Source organism: Xanthobacter dioxanivorans (genome assembly GCF_016807805.1).
Classification (GTDB): domain Bacteria; phylum Pseudomonadota; class Alphaproteobacteria; order Rhizobiales; family Xanthobacteraceae; genus Xanthobacter; species Xanthobacter dioxanivorans.
In genome coordinates this window covers 5413764-5428121 of sequence record NZ_CP063362.1, presented here as the reverse complement: position 1 = coordinate 5428121, position 14358 = coordinate 5413764, and the positions used below count along the sequence as shown (strand labels likewise).

Annotated in this window: 11 protein-coding genes; 8 read left to right on the top strand and 3 right to left on the bottom strand. The window is 63.8% G+C overall.

Annotation, left to right across the window (positions count from 1 at the left end):
* Nucleotides 1–48: 48 nt before the first annotated feature.
* Nucleotides 49–960 carry a LysR substrate-binding domain-containing protein gene (locus EZH22_RS25345; protein ID WP_203193155.1) on the bottom strand — a complete coding sequence of 304 codons (912 nt, stop codon included), beginning with the start codon at nucleotides 958–960 and terminating at the stop codon, nucleotides 49–51.
* 417 nt (nucleotides 961–1377) lie between these two features.
* Between EZH22_RS25345 and EZH22_RS25340 the strand changes: the two genes are divergently transcribed.
* From EZH22_RS25340 to leuD, 3 genes are read left to right on the top strand one after another with little or no spacing between them, the layout of a single operon-like run.
* Nucleotides 1378–2586, top strand: a complete 1209-nt coding sequence (locus EZH22_RS25340; RefSeq protein ID WP_269902920.1) for a mandelate racemase/muconate lactonizing enzyme family protein — start codon at nucleotides 1378–1380, stop codon at nucleotides 2584–2586.
* Between the two features lie 30 nt (nucleotides 2587–2616).
* Nucleotides 2617–4035, top strand: coding sequence for a 3-isopropylmalate dehydratase large subunit (gene leuC, locus EZH22_RS25335; protein ID WP_203193154.1), 1419 nt, complete (start codon nucleotides 2617–2619; stop codon nucleotides 4033–4035).
* Nucleotides 4032–4664, top strand: coding sequence for a 3-isopropylmalate dehydratase small subunit (gene leuD / locus EZH22_RS25330; protein WP_203193153.1), 633 nt, complete (start codon nucleotides 4032–4034; stop codon nucleotides 4662–4664). The genes leuC and leuD overlap by 4 nt, the downstream gene beginning before the upstream one ends.
* A gap of 216 nt (nucleotides 4665–4880) precedes the next feature.
* On the opposite strand, the gene EZH22_RS25325 is transcribed toward leuD, so the two are convergent.
* Nucleotides 4881–6155, bottom strand: coding sequence for an MFS transporter (locus EZH22_RS25325; RefSeq protein ID WP_203193152.1), 1275 nt, complete (start codon nucleotides 6153–6155; stop codon nucleotides 4881–4883).
* Between the two features lie 26 nt (nucleotides 6156–6181).
* Nucleotides 6182–6733 carry a hypothetical protein gene (locus EZH22_RS25320; protein WP_231711143.1) on the bottom strand — a complete coding sequence of 184 codons (552 nt, stop codon included), beginning with the start codon at nucleotides 6731–6733 and terminating at the stop codon, nucleotides 6182–6184.
* Nucleotides 6734–7529: 796 nt separating this feature from the next.
* Between EZH22_RS25320 and EZH22_RS25315 the strand changes: the two genes are divergently transcribed.
* From EZH22_RS25315 to EZH22_RS25295, 5 genes are all read left to right on the top strand, one after another.
* Complete coding sequence (locus EZH22_RS25315; protein WP_203193151.1) at nucleotides 7530–9707, top strand: C45 family peptidase; 2178 nt, start codon at nucleotides 7530–7532, stop codon at nucleotides 9705–9707.
* Nucleotides 9707–11284: an ABC transporter substrate-binding protein gene (locus EZH22_RS25310; protein ID WP_203193150.1), complete on the top strand. Its 1578-nt coding sequence runs from the start codon at nucleotides 9707–9709 to the stop codon at nucleotides 11282–11284. Before EZH22_RS25315 ends, EZH22_RS25310 begins: the two co-directional genes overlap by 1 nt.
* A gap of 204 nt (nucleotides 11285–11488) precedes the next feature.
* Nucleotides 11489–12463: an ABC transporter permease gene (locus tag EZH22_RS25305; protein ID WP_203193149.1), complete on the top strand. Its 975-nt coding sequence runs from the start codon at nucleotides 11489–11491 to the stop codon at nucleotides 12461–12463.
* Between the two features lie 83 nt (nucleotides 12464–12546).
* Nucleotides 12547–13365 carry an ABC transporter permease gene (locus EZH22_RS25300; RefSeq protein ID WP_231711578.1) on the top strand — a complete coding sequence of 273 codons (819 nt, stop codon included), beginning with the start codon at nucleotides 12547–12549 and terminating at the stop codon, nucleotides 13363–13365.
* Nucleotides 13366–13375: 10 nt separating this feature from the next.
* Nucleotides 13376–14353, top strand: coding sequence for an ABC transporter ATP-binding protein (locus EZH22_RS25295; protein ID WP_203193147.1), 978 nt, complete (start codon nucleotides 13376–13378; stop codon nucleotides 14351–14353).
* Nucleotides 14354–14358 lie beyond the last annotated feature (5 nt).

Genomic DNA, 14358 nt, shown 5'->3' with positions numbered 1-14358 from the left:
CGCATGTCAAAATGGACAGGCTGAAGAGATTGAAATCGTTCGTTCGATTCACGTGGCCACATCCGTGGCGATCAAGCGCGACCAGAACTCCTCAGCGCCTTCGCTCTGACGAGAGCGCGGCCTGAAAAGCCTTATTTCGAGCGCGATGCTCCATTGTGTGGGATGAGCCAGGACGAGCTGGCCCGATTTCAAATCCTCGTGCACCAATGTCTGGGGAATCCAAGCAATTCCTCTCCCGGCGCGCGCGACCGTTCGCAGGACTTCAGCAAGATGAGCCTTGAATACGGGCGCCAAGCCCTCCGGTCTTGCGTCCTCCGTCAGCACTGCCTCCAGGATTCGGCCAAGGCCCGAGGCCGCACTGTAACTGAGATATGGCACGTTCCCGCCCGAAACCGCATCGAGTTCATGCCGTGGAGTACCATCAGTATTGGGCGCCGACACAGGCAGAAGAACATCCGCTCCTACTCGCTTGGATAAAAACTGTGGGCCGGACAGGCGATTTCGAGCCGCCGCATGATAATGCGCAAGAAGGAATTGTACGCTTCCGTCGAGCATCGCGTGTTCGCAGGCAGCCATCGTGTCCGATTGGAGAATAATGGGAATCGATGAAGCTGCCGGTTCGAGCGAGCGCAACCAATCTGGGAAGAAAGTGAAGGAAAGGGCGTGCGTCGAGGCGAAGCGAAGGGTGTCAAACTGTCCGCGGCCGATGGCGCGCGCGTCTTCGCGACCTTGTTGCAGCAATCGAAGGACATCCCTGGCTATGGGAAGGATATGCTGGCCCGCCTCGGTGAGTGAGATCCTGTAGCCAGAGCGGTCGACAAGCTCTGCTCCAGCCCATTCCTCGAAAGCCCTGATCCGCCGGCTAAACGCAGGCTGCGTGACATTCCTCAATTCCGCGGCCCTGTGGAAGTTTCCGGCTTCCGCCAGGCAGATCAGGTCTCTAAGCCACTCTGTATCCATGCCGAATTGCATCCTGTCTTGAGCGGACGATCGCCCGGGTGGGTTTGACCGCGGACATCGACCTCAACGTTGCCCCCTCCAGGCGCCCGCGGCGGGCCGGGCCGGAACTGTAGCCGGTCGGGTGCATTGAATCACGCCGGCACGGGACGGGCGAGGAACTTGTTCAGCAGCCTGCCAGGAGACGGAAGCGGAGCCGGCGCCGTTCAACCATCCAATTGGCTGGGGCGCGAGCATGGCTTGAACCGGCACTCGAACCTGAAACCCATCGGGTCCCGCACGATCTCGGCCGAGACGCCGTCCGCCATCGACGGGATGAGCGTGATTGATGCCGCTGACACATCGAGCGAGACGGACATGGCATTGGAGTTGAATGCATGGCGGCATAGATTCGTCCCTGTCAACAAGGAGGATGAGGCGTTGAAAATTATCGACATCCGCGAGAAGACAGTTTCCATCGCATCACCTATTGCAAATGCCTATATAGATTTCTCCAAGATGACTTGTTCAATCGTCGCAGTCATTACGGATGTTTTTCGCAATGACCGAAGGGTCGTCGGGTATGGATTTCATTCCAATGGACGATACGGTCAAGGTGCGCTCATGCGCGAAAGGTTTCTGCCGAGGTTGGCGGAAGCAACGGCGGCATCGCTGATCGATGAGCGTAACGGCAATCTGGATCCGTTCGCGATCTGGAGAACGCTGATGTCGAACGAGAAGCCCGGCGGCCATGGGGAACGTTCCGTCGCCGTTGGTACTCTCGATATGGCTGTTTGGGATGCGGTCGCTAAGATCGCCGACAAGCCGCTCTACCAATTGTTGGCCGAACGCTATGGAAGCGGATCGCCCGATCGATCTGTGTGGGTCTATGCTGCGGGTGGTTATTATTACCCGGGCAAGGATCATGGCAAGCTGAAGGATGAAATGCGCAGCTATCGCGATCGTGGTTACGAGGTCGTGAAAATGAAGATTGGTGCGGCCGCATTGGATGAGGATCTGCGTCGGATCGAGGCCGTTCTCGAAGTCGTTGGGGATGGCAAATACCTCGCGGTTGACGCGAATGGGAGGTTCGATACCGCAACGGCGCTCGCATACGCGAAAGCATTGGAGCCCTACAATCTGTTCTGGTACGAGGAGGCCGGTGATCCGCTCGACTATTCTCTCCAGGCGGAGGTGTCTGCTGCCTACAATGGCGCAATGGCGACCGGCGAGAATCTCTTCTCGCATCAGGATGCTGCGAACCTCGTCCGATATGGCGGGATGAATTCCAGCAAGGACTTTCTGCAGTTCGACTGCGCTTTGTCCTATGGACTGGTCGAGTATATGCGGACGCTTGAGGTGCTGAAGGACCACGGCTGGTCTTCGCGTCGCGTGGTGCCGCACGGAGGCCACCAAATGTCGTTGAACATCGCCGCAGGTCTGCATTTGGGCGGCAACGAGTCCTATCCGGACGTCTTCGCTCCTTTCGGAGGCTTCGCCGATGGCATTGTCGTTGAAAATGGTCAGGTAGGACTGCCCGCGAATCCCGGCATCGGGTTTGAGCTAAAGAGTGAGTTGTATGCTTTGCTGCGAACACTGCACGAGGACGTCGTCATGACAGAAACCTCGAAACAGCACGTTTCGGCCTGAGGCGTGCTGAAGTGGGACGGGAGGCCAGGTATGGGCAGCGCACGAACTCTGTTCCAAAAAATTTGGGACGCCCATGTCGTCGACAGAATCGACGACGAGACGGATCTTCTCTACATCGACCGCCATCTGCTCACCGAAGTTACAAGCCCACAGGCATTTGATGGTCTTCGGCAATCGGATCGGCGGGTAAGGCGACCCGATGCGACCATCGCTGTGGCAGATCACAATGTGCCCACCATGAATCGCGGTGCGCCCATCGAGGATGAGGCGAGTCGCCTCCAAGTGGAAACGCTTGAACGCAATGTCGCGGATTTCGGTGTCCGCTACATTCCGCTGCTGAGTCCAGAGCAGGGTATCGTGCACATCATAGGGCCGGAACAAGGGCTCACCCTGCCCGGCATGACCATCGTATGCGGCGACAGTCACACATCCACTCACGGCGCGTTTGGCGCTCTTGCGTTCGGAATTGGCACTTCTGAAGTCGAGCACGTGCTCGCGACGCAGACCCTGCCTCAAGCCCGCGCGAAGAGCATGCGCATCGTGCTGGATGGCCGCCCCCCAGCCGGGGTCACGGCGAAGGACATGATCTTGGCGGTCATAGGTCGCGTTGGCGCAGGAGGAGCCAACGGTTACGTGATCGAGTACACAGGCGAGGCTATTCGATCGCTCGACATGGCGGGCCGAATGACCATCTGCAACATGTCGATCGAAGCGGGTGCGCGCGCGGGACTCATCGCGCCTGACGAGACGACATTTGCCTACATCAAAGAAACGAGGTTCGGGCCGAAATCAAAGGACCTGGATAAGGCCTGTTCGCAGTGGCGGGGTCTGTTTTCCGATGAGGCTGCGATATTCGACCAGGAGGTTCGCATCGATGCGTCCCAGCTGGCTCCGATGGTCACTTGGGGTACGAGTCCCGAGGATGTTACGTCCATCGATGGTGCGGTACCCGATCCGGCTTTGATCGTCGATCCGACAGCGCGAAGCCAGATGGAGGGCAAGCTCTCCTATATGGGCCTTAAGGCCGGGCAGCGCCTTAGGGACATCAAGGTCGATGTCGTGTTCATCGGCAGTTGCACGAACGGCCGCATTCAGGATCTCCGTGCCGGAGCCGAAGTTGTCCGGGGTCGAAAGGTCGCCAGGGGAGTGCGTGGCCTGGTCGTGCCGGGCTCCGGGCTCGTCAAGAGGCAAGCAGAGGCCGAAGGGCTTGACCAGATCTTCCTGGATGCCGGCTTCGAATGGCGCGATGCCGGGTGCTCCATGTGCCTTGGGATGAACCCGGACCAGCTCAAGTCCGGCGAACGTTGCGCGTCCACAAGCAATCGAAATTTCGAAGGGCGGCAAGGCCCGGGCGGACGGACGCATTTGATGTCACCTGAACTCGCGGCTGCGACCGCGATAGCGGGACACATCGCCGATCCACGAGCGGTGACGGAGGCTGCGCAATGAAGCCCTTTATCAAGCTGACGGGGGTCGCCGCGCCGCTGCCTTTCGCCAACGTCGATACCGACAAGATCATCCCCGCCCGCTTTATGAAGACGATAAAGCGGAGCGGCTTGGGAAAGAACCTCTTCGATGCCCTGCGCTACGCCAACGGCGAGGAGGTTCCCGAGTTCGTGCTCAACAAGCCTCAGTTCAAAAATGCTGGCATACTGATCACTTTCGAAAATTTTGGCTGCGGGTCTTCGCGCGAGCACGCACCCTGGGCTCTTCTTGACTTCGGAATTCGCTGCATTATCGCACCGAGCTTCGCAGATATATTCCATAATAACTGTTTGAAGAACGGCATCCTCCCCATTTGCCTGCCGCACGACACCTGCGAGGATTTGATGGCGAACGCAGAGTTGGGCGAAAACGCGCGGATGACCATCGATCTGGAACTGCTGAGGATCGTCAAGGCGGATGGCAATGTAATCCCGTTTCACATCGATCCCGCAAAGCGCCGGCGCTTGTTGCAGGGCTGGGATGATGTGGATGAGACCTTGAAACGCTCAGCTTTGATTGACGTGTTTGAGCGTCGTCGAACCGCCTGCGCCGAATGGGAGCTGCCCGATCTTCCGCAGTCATTGGGAACCTAGCCGGCTGTTGAAGACGTGCCTTGGCCGGCCCTGCGTCGGCGTGATTCCATGTGCCCGACCGGCGGCGTGTTGCCGATCGCGCGGTGCGGCCGAACCTCGTTGTCGTCTCTACGCCAGGCCTTGCAATTTCGCCCGCGCTGGAGAAGGCCGCCACGCCGTCGGGCCGGTGGCTCAGGCGCGCGGCCCTGGCCTCCGCCGCGTGCCCGAACTGCATGCTCAGGCGGGCTTGCGGTCGGCATCGGGATGGTGGAAGGCGAGCACCAGCGCCACGGAGGACAGGGCCAGCCCGGTCATCAGCAGGAAGCCATCGGCGAACGATCCGCGCAGGCCGAGCACCCATCCGGTGATCACCGGCGCCGCGAAGCCGGACAGCGCGAAGCCGAAGTCCATGATCCCGAGCGCGGTGGCGGCCCGCTTCGGCGCCACGTCCACATTCACCGCATAATAGGCGGCGTTGGCGCCCATGGAGGCCGCCACCGCCACCGTGATGCCGGCAATGGCGATGGCGAGATTGTCGCTCAGGGCCACGGGCACCACCGCCATCGCCGCGACGAACTGGGTGCCGGCGATGAGGTAGGAACGTGCCACCCTGAGGCGGCCCGTGACCTTCAGCAGATGGTCAGACCAGCGCCCCAGCGCCCACAGCGCGACGGCCGCCGCGAGCCAGGGCAGGACGGTGAAGACGCCGACCTGCGCCAGGTTGAGCCCATAGGCCTGGTGCAGGTAGCTCGGCAGCCAGGTCATGAAGAAGAACAGGAAATAGCCGAAGACGAAGAAGGCCCAGTAGTTCACCAGCAGCGTCCGGTTGGTGAGCAGGGCGCGGATCTCCGCGGCCGCGGGCCATTCACGCGCGGCGTGTGGCCCCGATTCCGGCCGTCCGGCGCGGATATGGTCGAGCTCCGCCGGATTCACATGGCGCGATTGGGCGGGATCGTCGCGGAACAGGAGAAACCAGAGCGGCACCCAGGCGATGGAAATCGCGAACAGCACGCCGAAGGTCCAGCGCCAGTCCAGCACCGACAGGAGCTGGGTGACAATGGGGCCGCCGATGGCGAGCGCCAACGGCACCGAGACGAGCGCATAGGCGAGCGCGGTGGCCTGTTCCTGCGGCGGCAGCCAGCGGCTCACGGCGCCCGCGAGGGCCGGGAAGTTCGGCCCTTCCGATACGCCGAGCAGCGTGCGCGCCAGATACAGGGTGAGGAAGCCCGTGGCCGCCCCGGTCAGGCCGATGGAGAAGCTCCACAACAGCGCCGCGACGGTGAGCACCAGGCGCGCGCCGTAGCGATCCACCGCGAAGCCCCCGAGCAGGGTCGTCACCGCATAGCCGAGGCCAAAGGCGCCAAGGATGATCCCCGCGTCGGCCTTCGAGAGTCCAAGCTCCTGTTCCATCAGGGGGATGGCATAGGAGATGGCGGCCCGGTCGATGTAGTTCACAACGGTGACTGCAAACAGCAGGAAGATCACCACCATATGGAATCGCGTCGCCCGCATGTCCCGCTCCCGCCCGATGACGCGCCTCACACGCGCGAACGTGCCCAAAGCACCAACCCGGCCACCACGACCACCATCACGGCCAGCAGGGCCACGAACAATGCCGATTGGTCGAGCCAGGCCACGGCGGGCACGCACAGCGCCATGACCACGCCATTGAGGCCCATGCGCCAGGACGCCGTGTGCACGCCGGCGACGAAGCTGCCCAGGGCCAGCAGCAGCAGCACGATGAGGCTGGTGGAATCGGCGTCGGCCACCGCCTGGACGCTGGGAAGAAACACGAGGTTCATGGCGGCGAGGAACGCGCCCCAGTGCAGCACCTGCGTCCAGACGAGGCGGACGCGCTCGTCCCGGTCCGCCGCCTTCGGCCAGCCGGCGAAGATCCCGACGCCGAAGCTGACCAGCGCCACCAGCTCCCAATACGTGACGAGCGGGCTGCGCGTCATGGCCCCGTAGGCGACGCCGCCCAAGGTCATGATCAAAATCGCGAGGTAGGGGAGTTCGCGCACCCAGAAGCGGCTTCCAAGCGGTTCGGAGGCGACCTGTGCGCCGCTCGGCCGGTTTGCAACAGTGTTCATGGTTTCAGTCCTCCCCGCCAGCTTGCACCGCTGCGGTCACCTTATACCCGTGGTGGCGCGTTGCGCTGGCATATCGGACAGCCTGCCCTCGACACAAGGACGCAAGGGCGACACCGCAGCCCACGCACCCGGTGCGGTGCCCGTTTGCGGGCTGCCGGGTCCCGCCCCACGCCCAGGCTGTCGCCGGGGGCGCGGCAACCGGTGCCGGCGGAGCGGAAACGACACGCGCGCGCCGCGGCCTGGCAGCGCGCGCTCTGCGCTATCCTCCGCCGGCCTCGACGACGGTGATACGAGGGCGCCGTCAGAACAATCCGGCACGTCAGTGAGGGAGCGGGCGAACTCCGCAGATCAGTCGTCTTTGCAATGCCCTACGGCATCTGCCACCAGGTGTCCGGGCGGGGGGCGATGGCTTGAGCCGAACCATTATATTCATGCGGGTGATATAGCTTATGTCGTCTTTGAATGCGCGCAAATCCGGACCCATGTTAATAGTCCAAATGCCCGGTCCGAACGCCAGATCGGGGATAAGGGTCTGTGCTGTCAGGGGCAAGGGAACCCATGCCACCTGCGAAATTCATCGCCTGCGGTGACCGGGCGCAGGCCCGGACGTTGCGCAGGCCCGGACGTTGCGTATGCCCGGATGTTGCGTATGCCCCGGGCGTGGCGATAGGCGCAGCATCCGGCGCCGCCGCATCCGAGGCGGGGATCGCTGAAGGCCTGGGTTTATTGCCTGCATGAATGTGCGCAAGACGATAGAGCCCAGTAAACGTATAACAGGCAACAGTCAGAGGGCTAGATGTCCGAAAAGCTCCCGCCGGCCGCTGTGTTGATTTCCGCCGATTTGCAGCAATTGCGCAGCCAGGCGCATTATGCGGTTCTCAAAGCCAACAAGGCGCTGGTTCTGCGAGGCTGGGACGATCCGGTCTACGTCGCCGGGCGGCAGGCCCTGGATCAGGTCATGGTGCTATTGAACCAGGCCAAATGGGGCCTTGGCCGGATCGACGGGACTTACGCGGACTTCCAGTCCAGCGACACCCGGGCCGTGCCGGCGGAGGCGGTCGCGGACGGGTTCGAAACGGTCCGGACGCATGCGGAGAAGATCGCAGCGGCCTGCCTCGAGGGGCGCCCGCCGGAAGGATTGCGCGGTCCGGCCCTCGAGTCTCACGGGGCCGAAATCCTTTTTGCCGGGGAGGTGCCGCTGGTTCCGACCATCTGCCCGGTGGTGGTGCTCGCCGGCTCCAATCGCGACATGGGCCGCCAATATGCCCGCCAGGTCATCGAGATTTACGGGGAATGGATTTTCCGTCATCAGGCCCAGCGCAGTTTTGGCGCGGACGAGGCGTCCGAGATCGCGAAATGGGAGGAGCAGCTCGCAAGGCACGCCCCCGACATTCTCGACTTCGTCCGCGGCTGGGCGGAAGGGGCCTCCGACAGCGGCGTTCCCATGAGCTACCAGCAGGTGCTCGCCATCTGGACCGGTACGCTGCCGCCTTCGAACAAGGTGCGCCCCATGGCGCTGGCGCTCACCGACGCGCACAACAACGTGTCCACCGCCGCCTATCTCGGCGTAAGCGCCGCGGTGCTGGACCATGACGACATGTGCAGCGGCGCCTGCGCCTGGGGCGAGGGGACGCCGCACGGCAAGCTCGTCGCGGGCGCAACGACGGATCACGATTGCACATTCCAGGCGACCATCATCGCCTATCCCGAAAGCGGGAACAGCTTCATCTACACGCCGTTTTCGGTGAATGGCTCCATTCCGGTGCTGGGGCGCTTCTTCATGGCTGGCCATCCAGGCATGAACAGCCGGGGCCTGGCTTACGTGCACCATGGTGGGGCCAATACGGGCGAGCCGCGCGAGGAATGGGGTTACGGCCTGCGCCGCGGCTCGGCCACGTTTCATCTGTTGCAGTTCGCCGCGACCGCCGCCGAGGCGCGGGACATCCAGATCGGCTGGCCCGTCGGCGATACCGCGATTTCGCTCGGCACCGTTGGCGGGCTGTTCGCGGATGCGGGCTATGGCTGTTCCATCGAGGCGCGGCCCGGCAGTCCCCACGCGCCCGCCCCCATCATCCGGGAAGCAACGTACGACGCGCTGGGGCGCGGCTACAGCTTCCTCTACGCCACCAACAACGCCATAGACCCGCGTTCGCGCTGGCTCAATGCCGCGCCGGCGGAAGGGTGCCTCTACAATCTGGCTGGCGGGTGGCACACCTTCGATCCCAAGGCAATCTTCTCGGGGGATGCGGGCGAGGCCTTCCGCCGGCTCAGCTCCAAGAACAGCGAGGGGCGCAATCGCCAATTCTATGCCTCGTTCATGGCGGGCTACGGCCGGATCGATGCGACCTACATGATGGCGGTGTACCGTCATTCGGGCGCCATTCCCCACGGGGATTACGACGAGGTCTGTGCCGAATGGCATAAGGGCGCTCAGTGGAATTGCTCGGCCGCGCACCGGGCCAATGCCTTCACGGTGGTGATGGAGCCGGATGCGGTGGGCACGGGGAAATACCATGCCTGCGTGGGGCCGGCGAACCGGGCGGTCGCATGCCGCGATCCGGGGCATGGATATTATTACTTTGACGAGACGAACGCGTTCTGGACGCTGACGCTGGCCGCGACCCCCGAGGAGGTGGCGCAGGACGCGGGAAAGACCGCCCGATCCGAGATCGGGCGGGCGGACCGCATGTTCGAAGGCCTGTCCCGCGACTTCGCCGGCCGGACGCTGCTGGGGGGCTATCTCGATCTGGCGAAAGCCGCTCTGAAGGAGGCCGAGGCGCTTTCGGCCGGAATGGATCTCACCGACCGTGACGCGCGGCTGGCTCGCCTGGCGAAGATGACGCGCTGTTTCACCCGCGCGCAGGTGCGCGCCCGGCAGGTCATCGAGGCGATCCAGCCGCCGCCCACCGATCCGAAGACACTGGTTCCGGCTTTCGGCACCGTGGCTGCGGCGCGCGAATTGGAGGGCGTGTGATGAACCGGCGTCCTCTCTTCTCTCGGCGGCTTCTGGTTTGCTTTGTCCTTGCAATGATGGGGGGGGCGGCGCCGGGCGTCGCGCAGGATCTCCGCGTTGCGGTGCAGGTGGGGCCCACGACGCTTGATCCGCATTTCTTCAATTACTTCGCAAATATCGGCAATCTCGGAAACATATACGAAGCCCTGGTCACCGAAGACCCGGCGGGAAAGATTCAGCCCCAGCTCGCCACCTCGTGGGAGGCGGTGACGCCGACCGAATGGGTGTTCCACCTGCGGGATGGCGTGAAGTTCCACAACGGTGCAAGCTTCGGTGCCCAGGATGTCGCGTTTTCGATCGCGCGGACCAGGGAAATTCAGGGATCCCCGGGGTCATACACCACGTTTACCGGGCAGATTAAGAGCGTCGAGATCCTTAATCCGCTCACGATCAAGCTCGTGACGTTTTCTCCCTCTCCCTATTTTCTGTTCGACATGGCGCGCGTGTTCATCGTCAGCGCCGGATCCGCGGCCGCCACCACGGCGGACTACAATCAAGGCAGCGCCGCCATCGGCACCGGGCCATTCCGGTCCGTGAGCTGGACACAGGGCGCGGACTGGAACCTTCAGCGCAACGATGCCTGGTGGGGGACACCGCCGCCCTGGAAGACGGCGCGCATCCGCATCATCCCCAATGATGCGGCGCGGGTGTCGGCGCTCCTGGCCAAGGATGTCGACCTGATTGATCGCGTGCCGCCATCCGATCTCCCGCGGCTGGAAACCGGCCCGCAGTTTGCCGTTTCGTCCCGGCCCGGGCTCGAAGTCTTCGCTCTGAACATCGATACGCAACGGGACATCACCCCCTTTGCGCGCGGCCTGACGCCCCAGCAGACGCAAAACCCCCTGCGGCAGGCGGCGGTTCGCCGGGCACTTTCGCTGGCGATCAACCGAAAGCTGCTGGTCGAGCGGGTTTTCGGGCCCAACGCGGTGCCCGCTTACGAGCTGTCGGATGTCGGAGATCAGGAGCGCACGGGTCTTGAGGCGCAGAACTTCGACCCGGCCCAGGCGAAGGCCCTTCTTGCGGAGGGCGGATACCCCGACGGCTTCGAGCTGACCCTGCACGGATTTTCCGGGGTGATCGCGGGTGATGTGCAGCTTGTTCAGGGCGTCGCGCAGTTTTTTTCGCGGATCGGCGTGAAAACCAAGGTCGAGACCATGCCGCCGACGGTCCTCTTTCCTGGCGCCAGTCGAGGGGACTGGAGCGTTTATCTCTCCGGCTCCACGGTTCCCTATTCTCTCGCCCCGTATAAATTTTATGCGATGACCCCGGACCCGGTTAGGGGATTTGGCTCCGGCAATCGGCTTCGCTTTTCAAACCCGCAGCTGGACGATGTCCTGAGCGAGGCCCTGGTGACGATGGATCCGTCCAAACGGCTCGGATTGGTAAAAAAGGCGGCGCTGCTGGTCCGGGAGCTCACCCCGGTCATCCCGCTCTTCCACCCCGTGTACAACTGGGCGTCGAATCGCGAGGTCACGATATACGAAGCCCGGGCGCTGCCGTTTACGCGGATCGTCTCCGCCCGGCTGCCGGGGAAATGATGGTCCTCCCGGGGGTGGTGGAACGGTCGCGGCGCGTGGGGCGGTCCCGTGCCGCCTCTCAATCCGGGTGTCCGGGACAGGCCCGGTCGTCGCGCATCGCGAGCAGAGCGGTAAAATGGGCTCGTTATTTGGCTCGGAGGCGGTTCCAGCTCCAGCGGACCGGAAACACCAACAGAACATCCGTGCTTCAGGCGGGTTTACAACATGACCACATGGCTTCTGCGGCGCCTTTTCCAGGCGTTGCTTGTAGTGCTGGCGATGACGGTGATCGTCTTCATCGGCGTGAACGTGATCGGCGATCCGGTGGAGATCCTCATCTCCCCGGAGGCGGATCAGGCCGAGCGCACGCGCGCGATCGCCGCCCTCGGCCTCGATAAGCCCTTGTGGGAGCAGTATCTGCGCTTCCTGTGGGCGGCGCTGCACGGCGACCTCGGCCAAAGTTTCGTGTACAATGAACCGGCCATCCGCCTGATCGGCGACCGCTTGCCGGCGACCATGGAGCTCGCGGTCATGGCCGTTCTGCTCTCCGTCGTCATCGGCATTCCGCTCGGGCTCTACGCCGGTCTGAAGTCCGAGACCTTTCTCGCGCGCGCCATCATGGCGGGCTCCATTCTCGGCTTTTCGCTGCCCACCTTCTGGGTGGGGCTGATGCTGATCATGGTGTTCGCGGTGCAGCTCGGCTGGCTTCCGAGCACCGGGCGCGGCGAGACGGCGGAGCTGTTCGGAATGCAGTGGTCGTTCCTGACGCGGGACGGGCTGGCGCACCTGGTCCTCCCCGCGGCCAACCTCGCCTTGGCCAACATCGCCCTCGTGCTGCGCCTGACCCGCGCCGGCGTGCGCGAGAACCTGCAACTGGAATATGTAAAGTTCGCCCGCGCGAAAGGGCTCACGCCGACCCGGATCGTGTTCGTCCACATCATGAAGAACATCATGATCCCGATCGTGACCGTGATCGGCCTGGAATTCGGCAGCGTGATCGCCTTCGCGGTGGTCACCGAGAGCGTTTTCGCCTGGCCGGGCATGGGTAAGCTGATCATCGACAGCATCAACGTGCTCGATCGGCCAGTGATCGTCGCCTACCTGATGGTGATCGTATTCCTTTTCGTGACCATCAATCTGGTGGTGGACCTGCTCTACACGGTCCTGGATCCGCGCGTACGGCTGGAGACGAAGGAATGACCGCGATGGCCGCAACCGCCCCGGCGCGCGACGAAACGCCGTTCCGACGCTTCGCGCGGGAATTTTCGTCGAGCCGGCTGGCGATGGCCGGTCTCCTGACCGTGCTGGCGATCACCCTGGTCGCCCTGCTGGCTCCGCTCATCGCGCCGCAGAACCCGTACGACCTCGCCCATCTCGACATCCTCGACGGGCGGCTTCCGCCCGGTTCCACATCGGCGAGCGGGATGACGTACTGGCTGGGGACCGACGACCAGGGGCGCGACATGCTGTCCAGCATCATGTACGGCTTGCGCATCTCGCTGGGCGTCGGCGTGGGCTCGGCGGTGATCGCCGGCATCATTGGTTCCGTGCTGGGCCTGGTCGCGGCCTTTCTGGGCGGCAAGATCGAGACGGCGATCATGCGGCTGGTGGACCTCCAGCTCTCCTTCCCGTCGATCCTCGTGGCGCTGATGATCCTCGCCTTCCTGGGCAAGGGCGTGATGAACGTCATGCTGGCGCTGGTGATCGTGGAATGGGCCCGCTATGCCCGCACCGCCCGCAGCGCCGCCTTGGTGGAGCGCCGGCGCGAATACATGGAGGCCGCCGCCTGCCTCGCGCTGCCCCTTTGGCGACTGCTGTTCCGCCACCTCTTGCCCAACTGCCTCCCGCCGCTGATCGTCATCGCAACCATCCAGATCGCGCGGGCGATCACGCTGGAGGCAACCCTGTCGTTCCTCGGCCTCGGCGTGCCGATCACCGAGCCCTCGCTCGGGCTGCTCATTTCCAACGGCTATCAATACATGCTCTCGGGAAACTACTGGATCAGCTTCTATCCCGGGCTCGCGTTGCTGGTGACCATCGTGGCCATCAATCTGACGGGAGACCAGCTGCGCGACGCGCTCAATCCCCGGCTGCACAAGTGAGCCTGCTGCGATGAGCGAGATAGCGCTGGAGGTCCAGGACCTCTCGACCCATTTCGATACGCGCGCGGGCACCGTCCGCGCGGTGGATGGCGTCTCCTTCGCCGTGCGGCGGGGGCAGGTGCTGGGCCTGGTGGGAGAATCAGGCTCAGGCAAATCGGTGACCGGCTTCTCCATCCTGGGCCTCGTCGATCCGCCCGGACGGATCGCCAAGGGGCGGATCCTCTTCGGGGGACGGGACCTGACGAAGCTCAGCGAGCCGGAGCTGCGCAGACTGCGCGGCAATCGCATCGCGATGATCTTCCAGGACCCGATGATGACGCTCAACCCGGTGCTGCGCATCGACACCCAGATGATGGAGGCGGTGTTCGCGCACGCCAAGGTTTCCCGCCGGGAGGCCTTTGTCCGCTCGCGCGATGCGCTGGGCATGGTGGGTATTCCAAGCCCGGAGGAGCGCCTGCGGGCGTATCCGCACCAATTCTCCGGTGGCATGCGCCAGCGCGTGGCCATCGCCATCGCCCTGCTGCACCGGCCCGACGTGATCCTGGCCGACGAGCCGACGACGGCGCTCGACGTGACGATTCAGGCCCAGATCCTCGCCGAGGTGCAGAAGCTGTCGCGCGAGCACGGCACCGCGCTCGTCTGGATCACCCATGACCTCTCGGTGGTCGCCGGCCTCGCCGACGAGATCGCGGTGATGTATGCGGGCCGCATCGTCGAGGGCGGACAGGTGGGCGCGGTGCTCGAACAGCCGATGCACCCCTACACCCACGGGCTGATCGGCAGCGTGCCGAGCCGCAACAAGCGGGGCGGCAGGCTGCGGCAGATTCCGGGCATGACTCCCTCGCTCTTGAACCTGCCGAAGGGCTGCGCCTTCTCCACGCGCTGCGCGCGGGCGGATGCGGCGTGTGAACAGGATCCACCCCTCATGGTGCCGTCCGAGGGACGCGCGTTGCGCTGCTTCCACCCCCAGCTGGAGGCCGCCGAATGAACGCG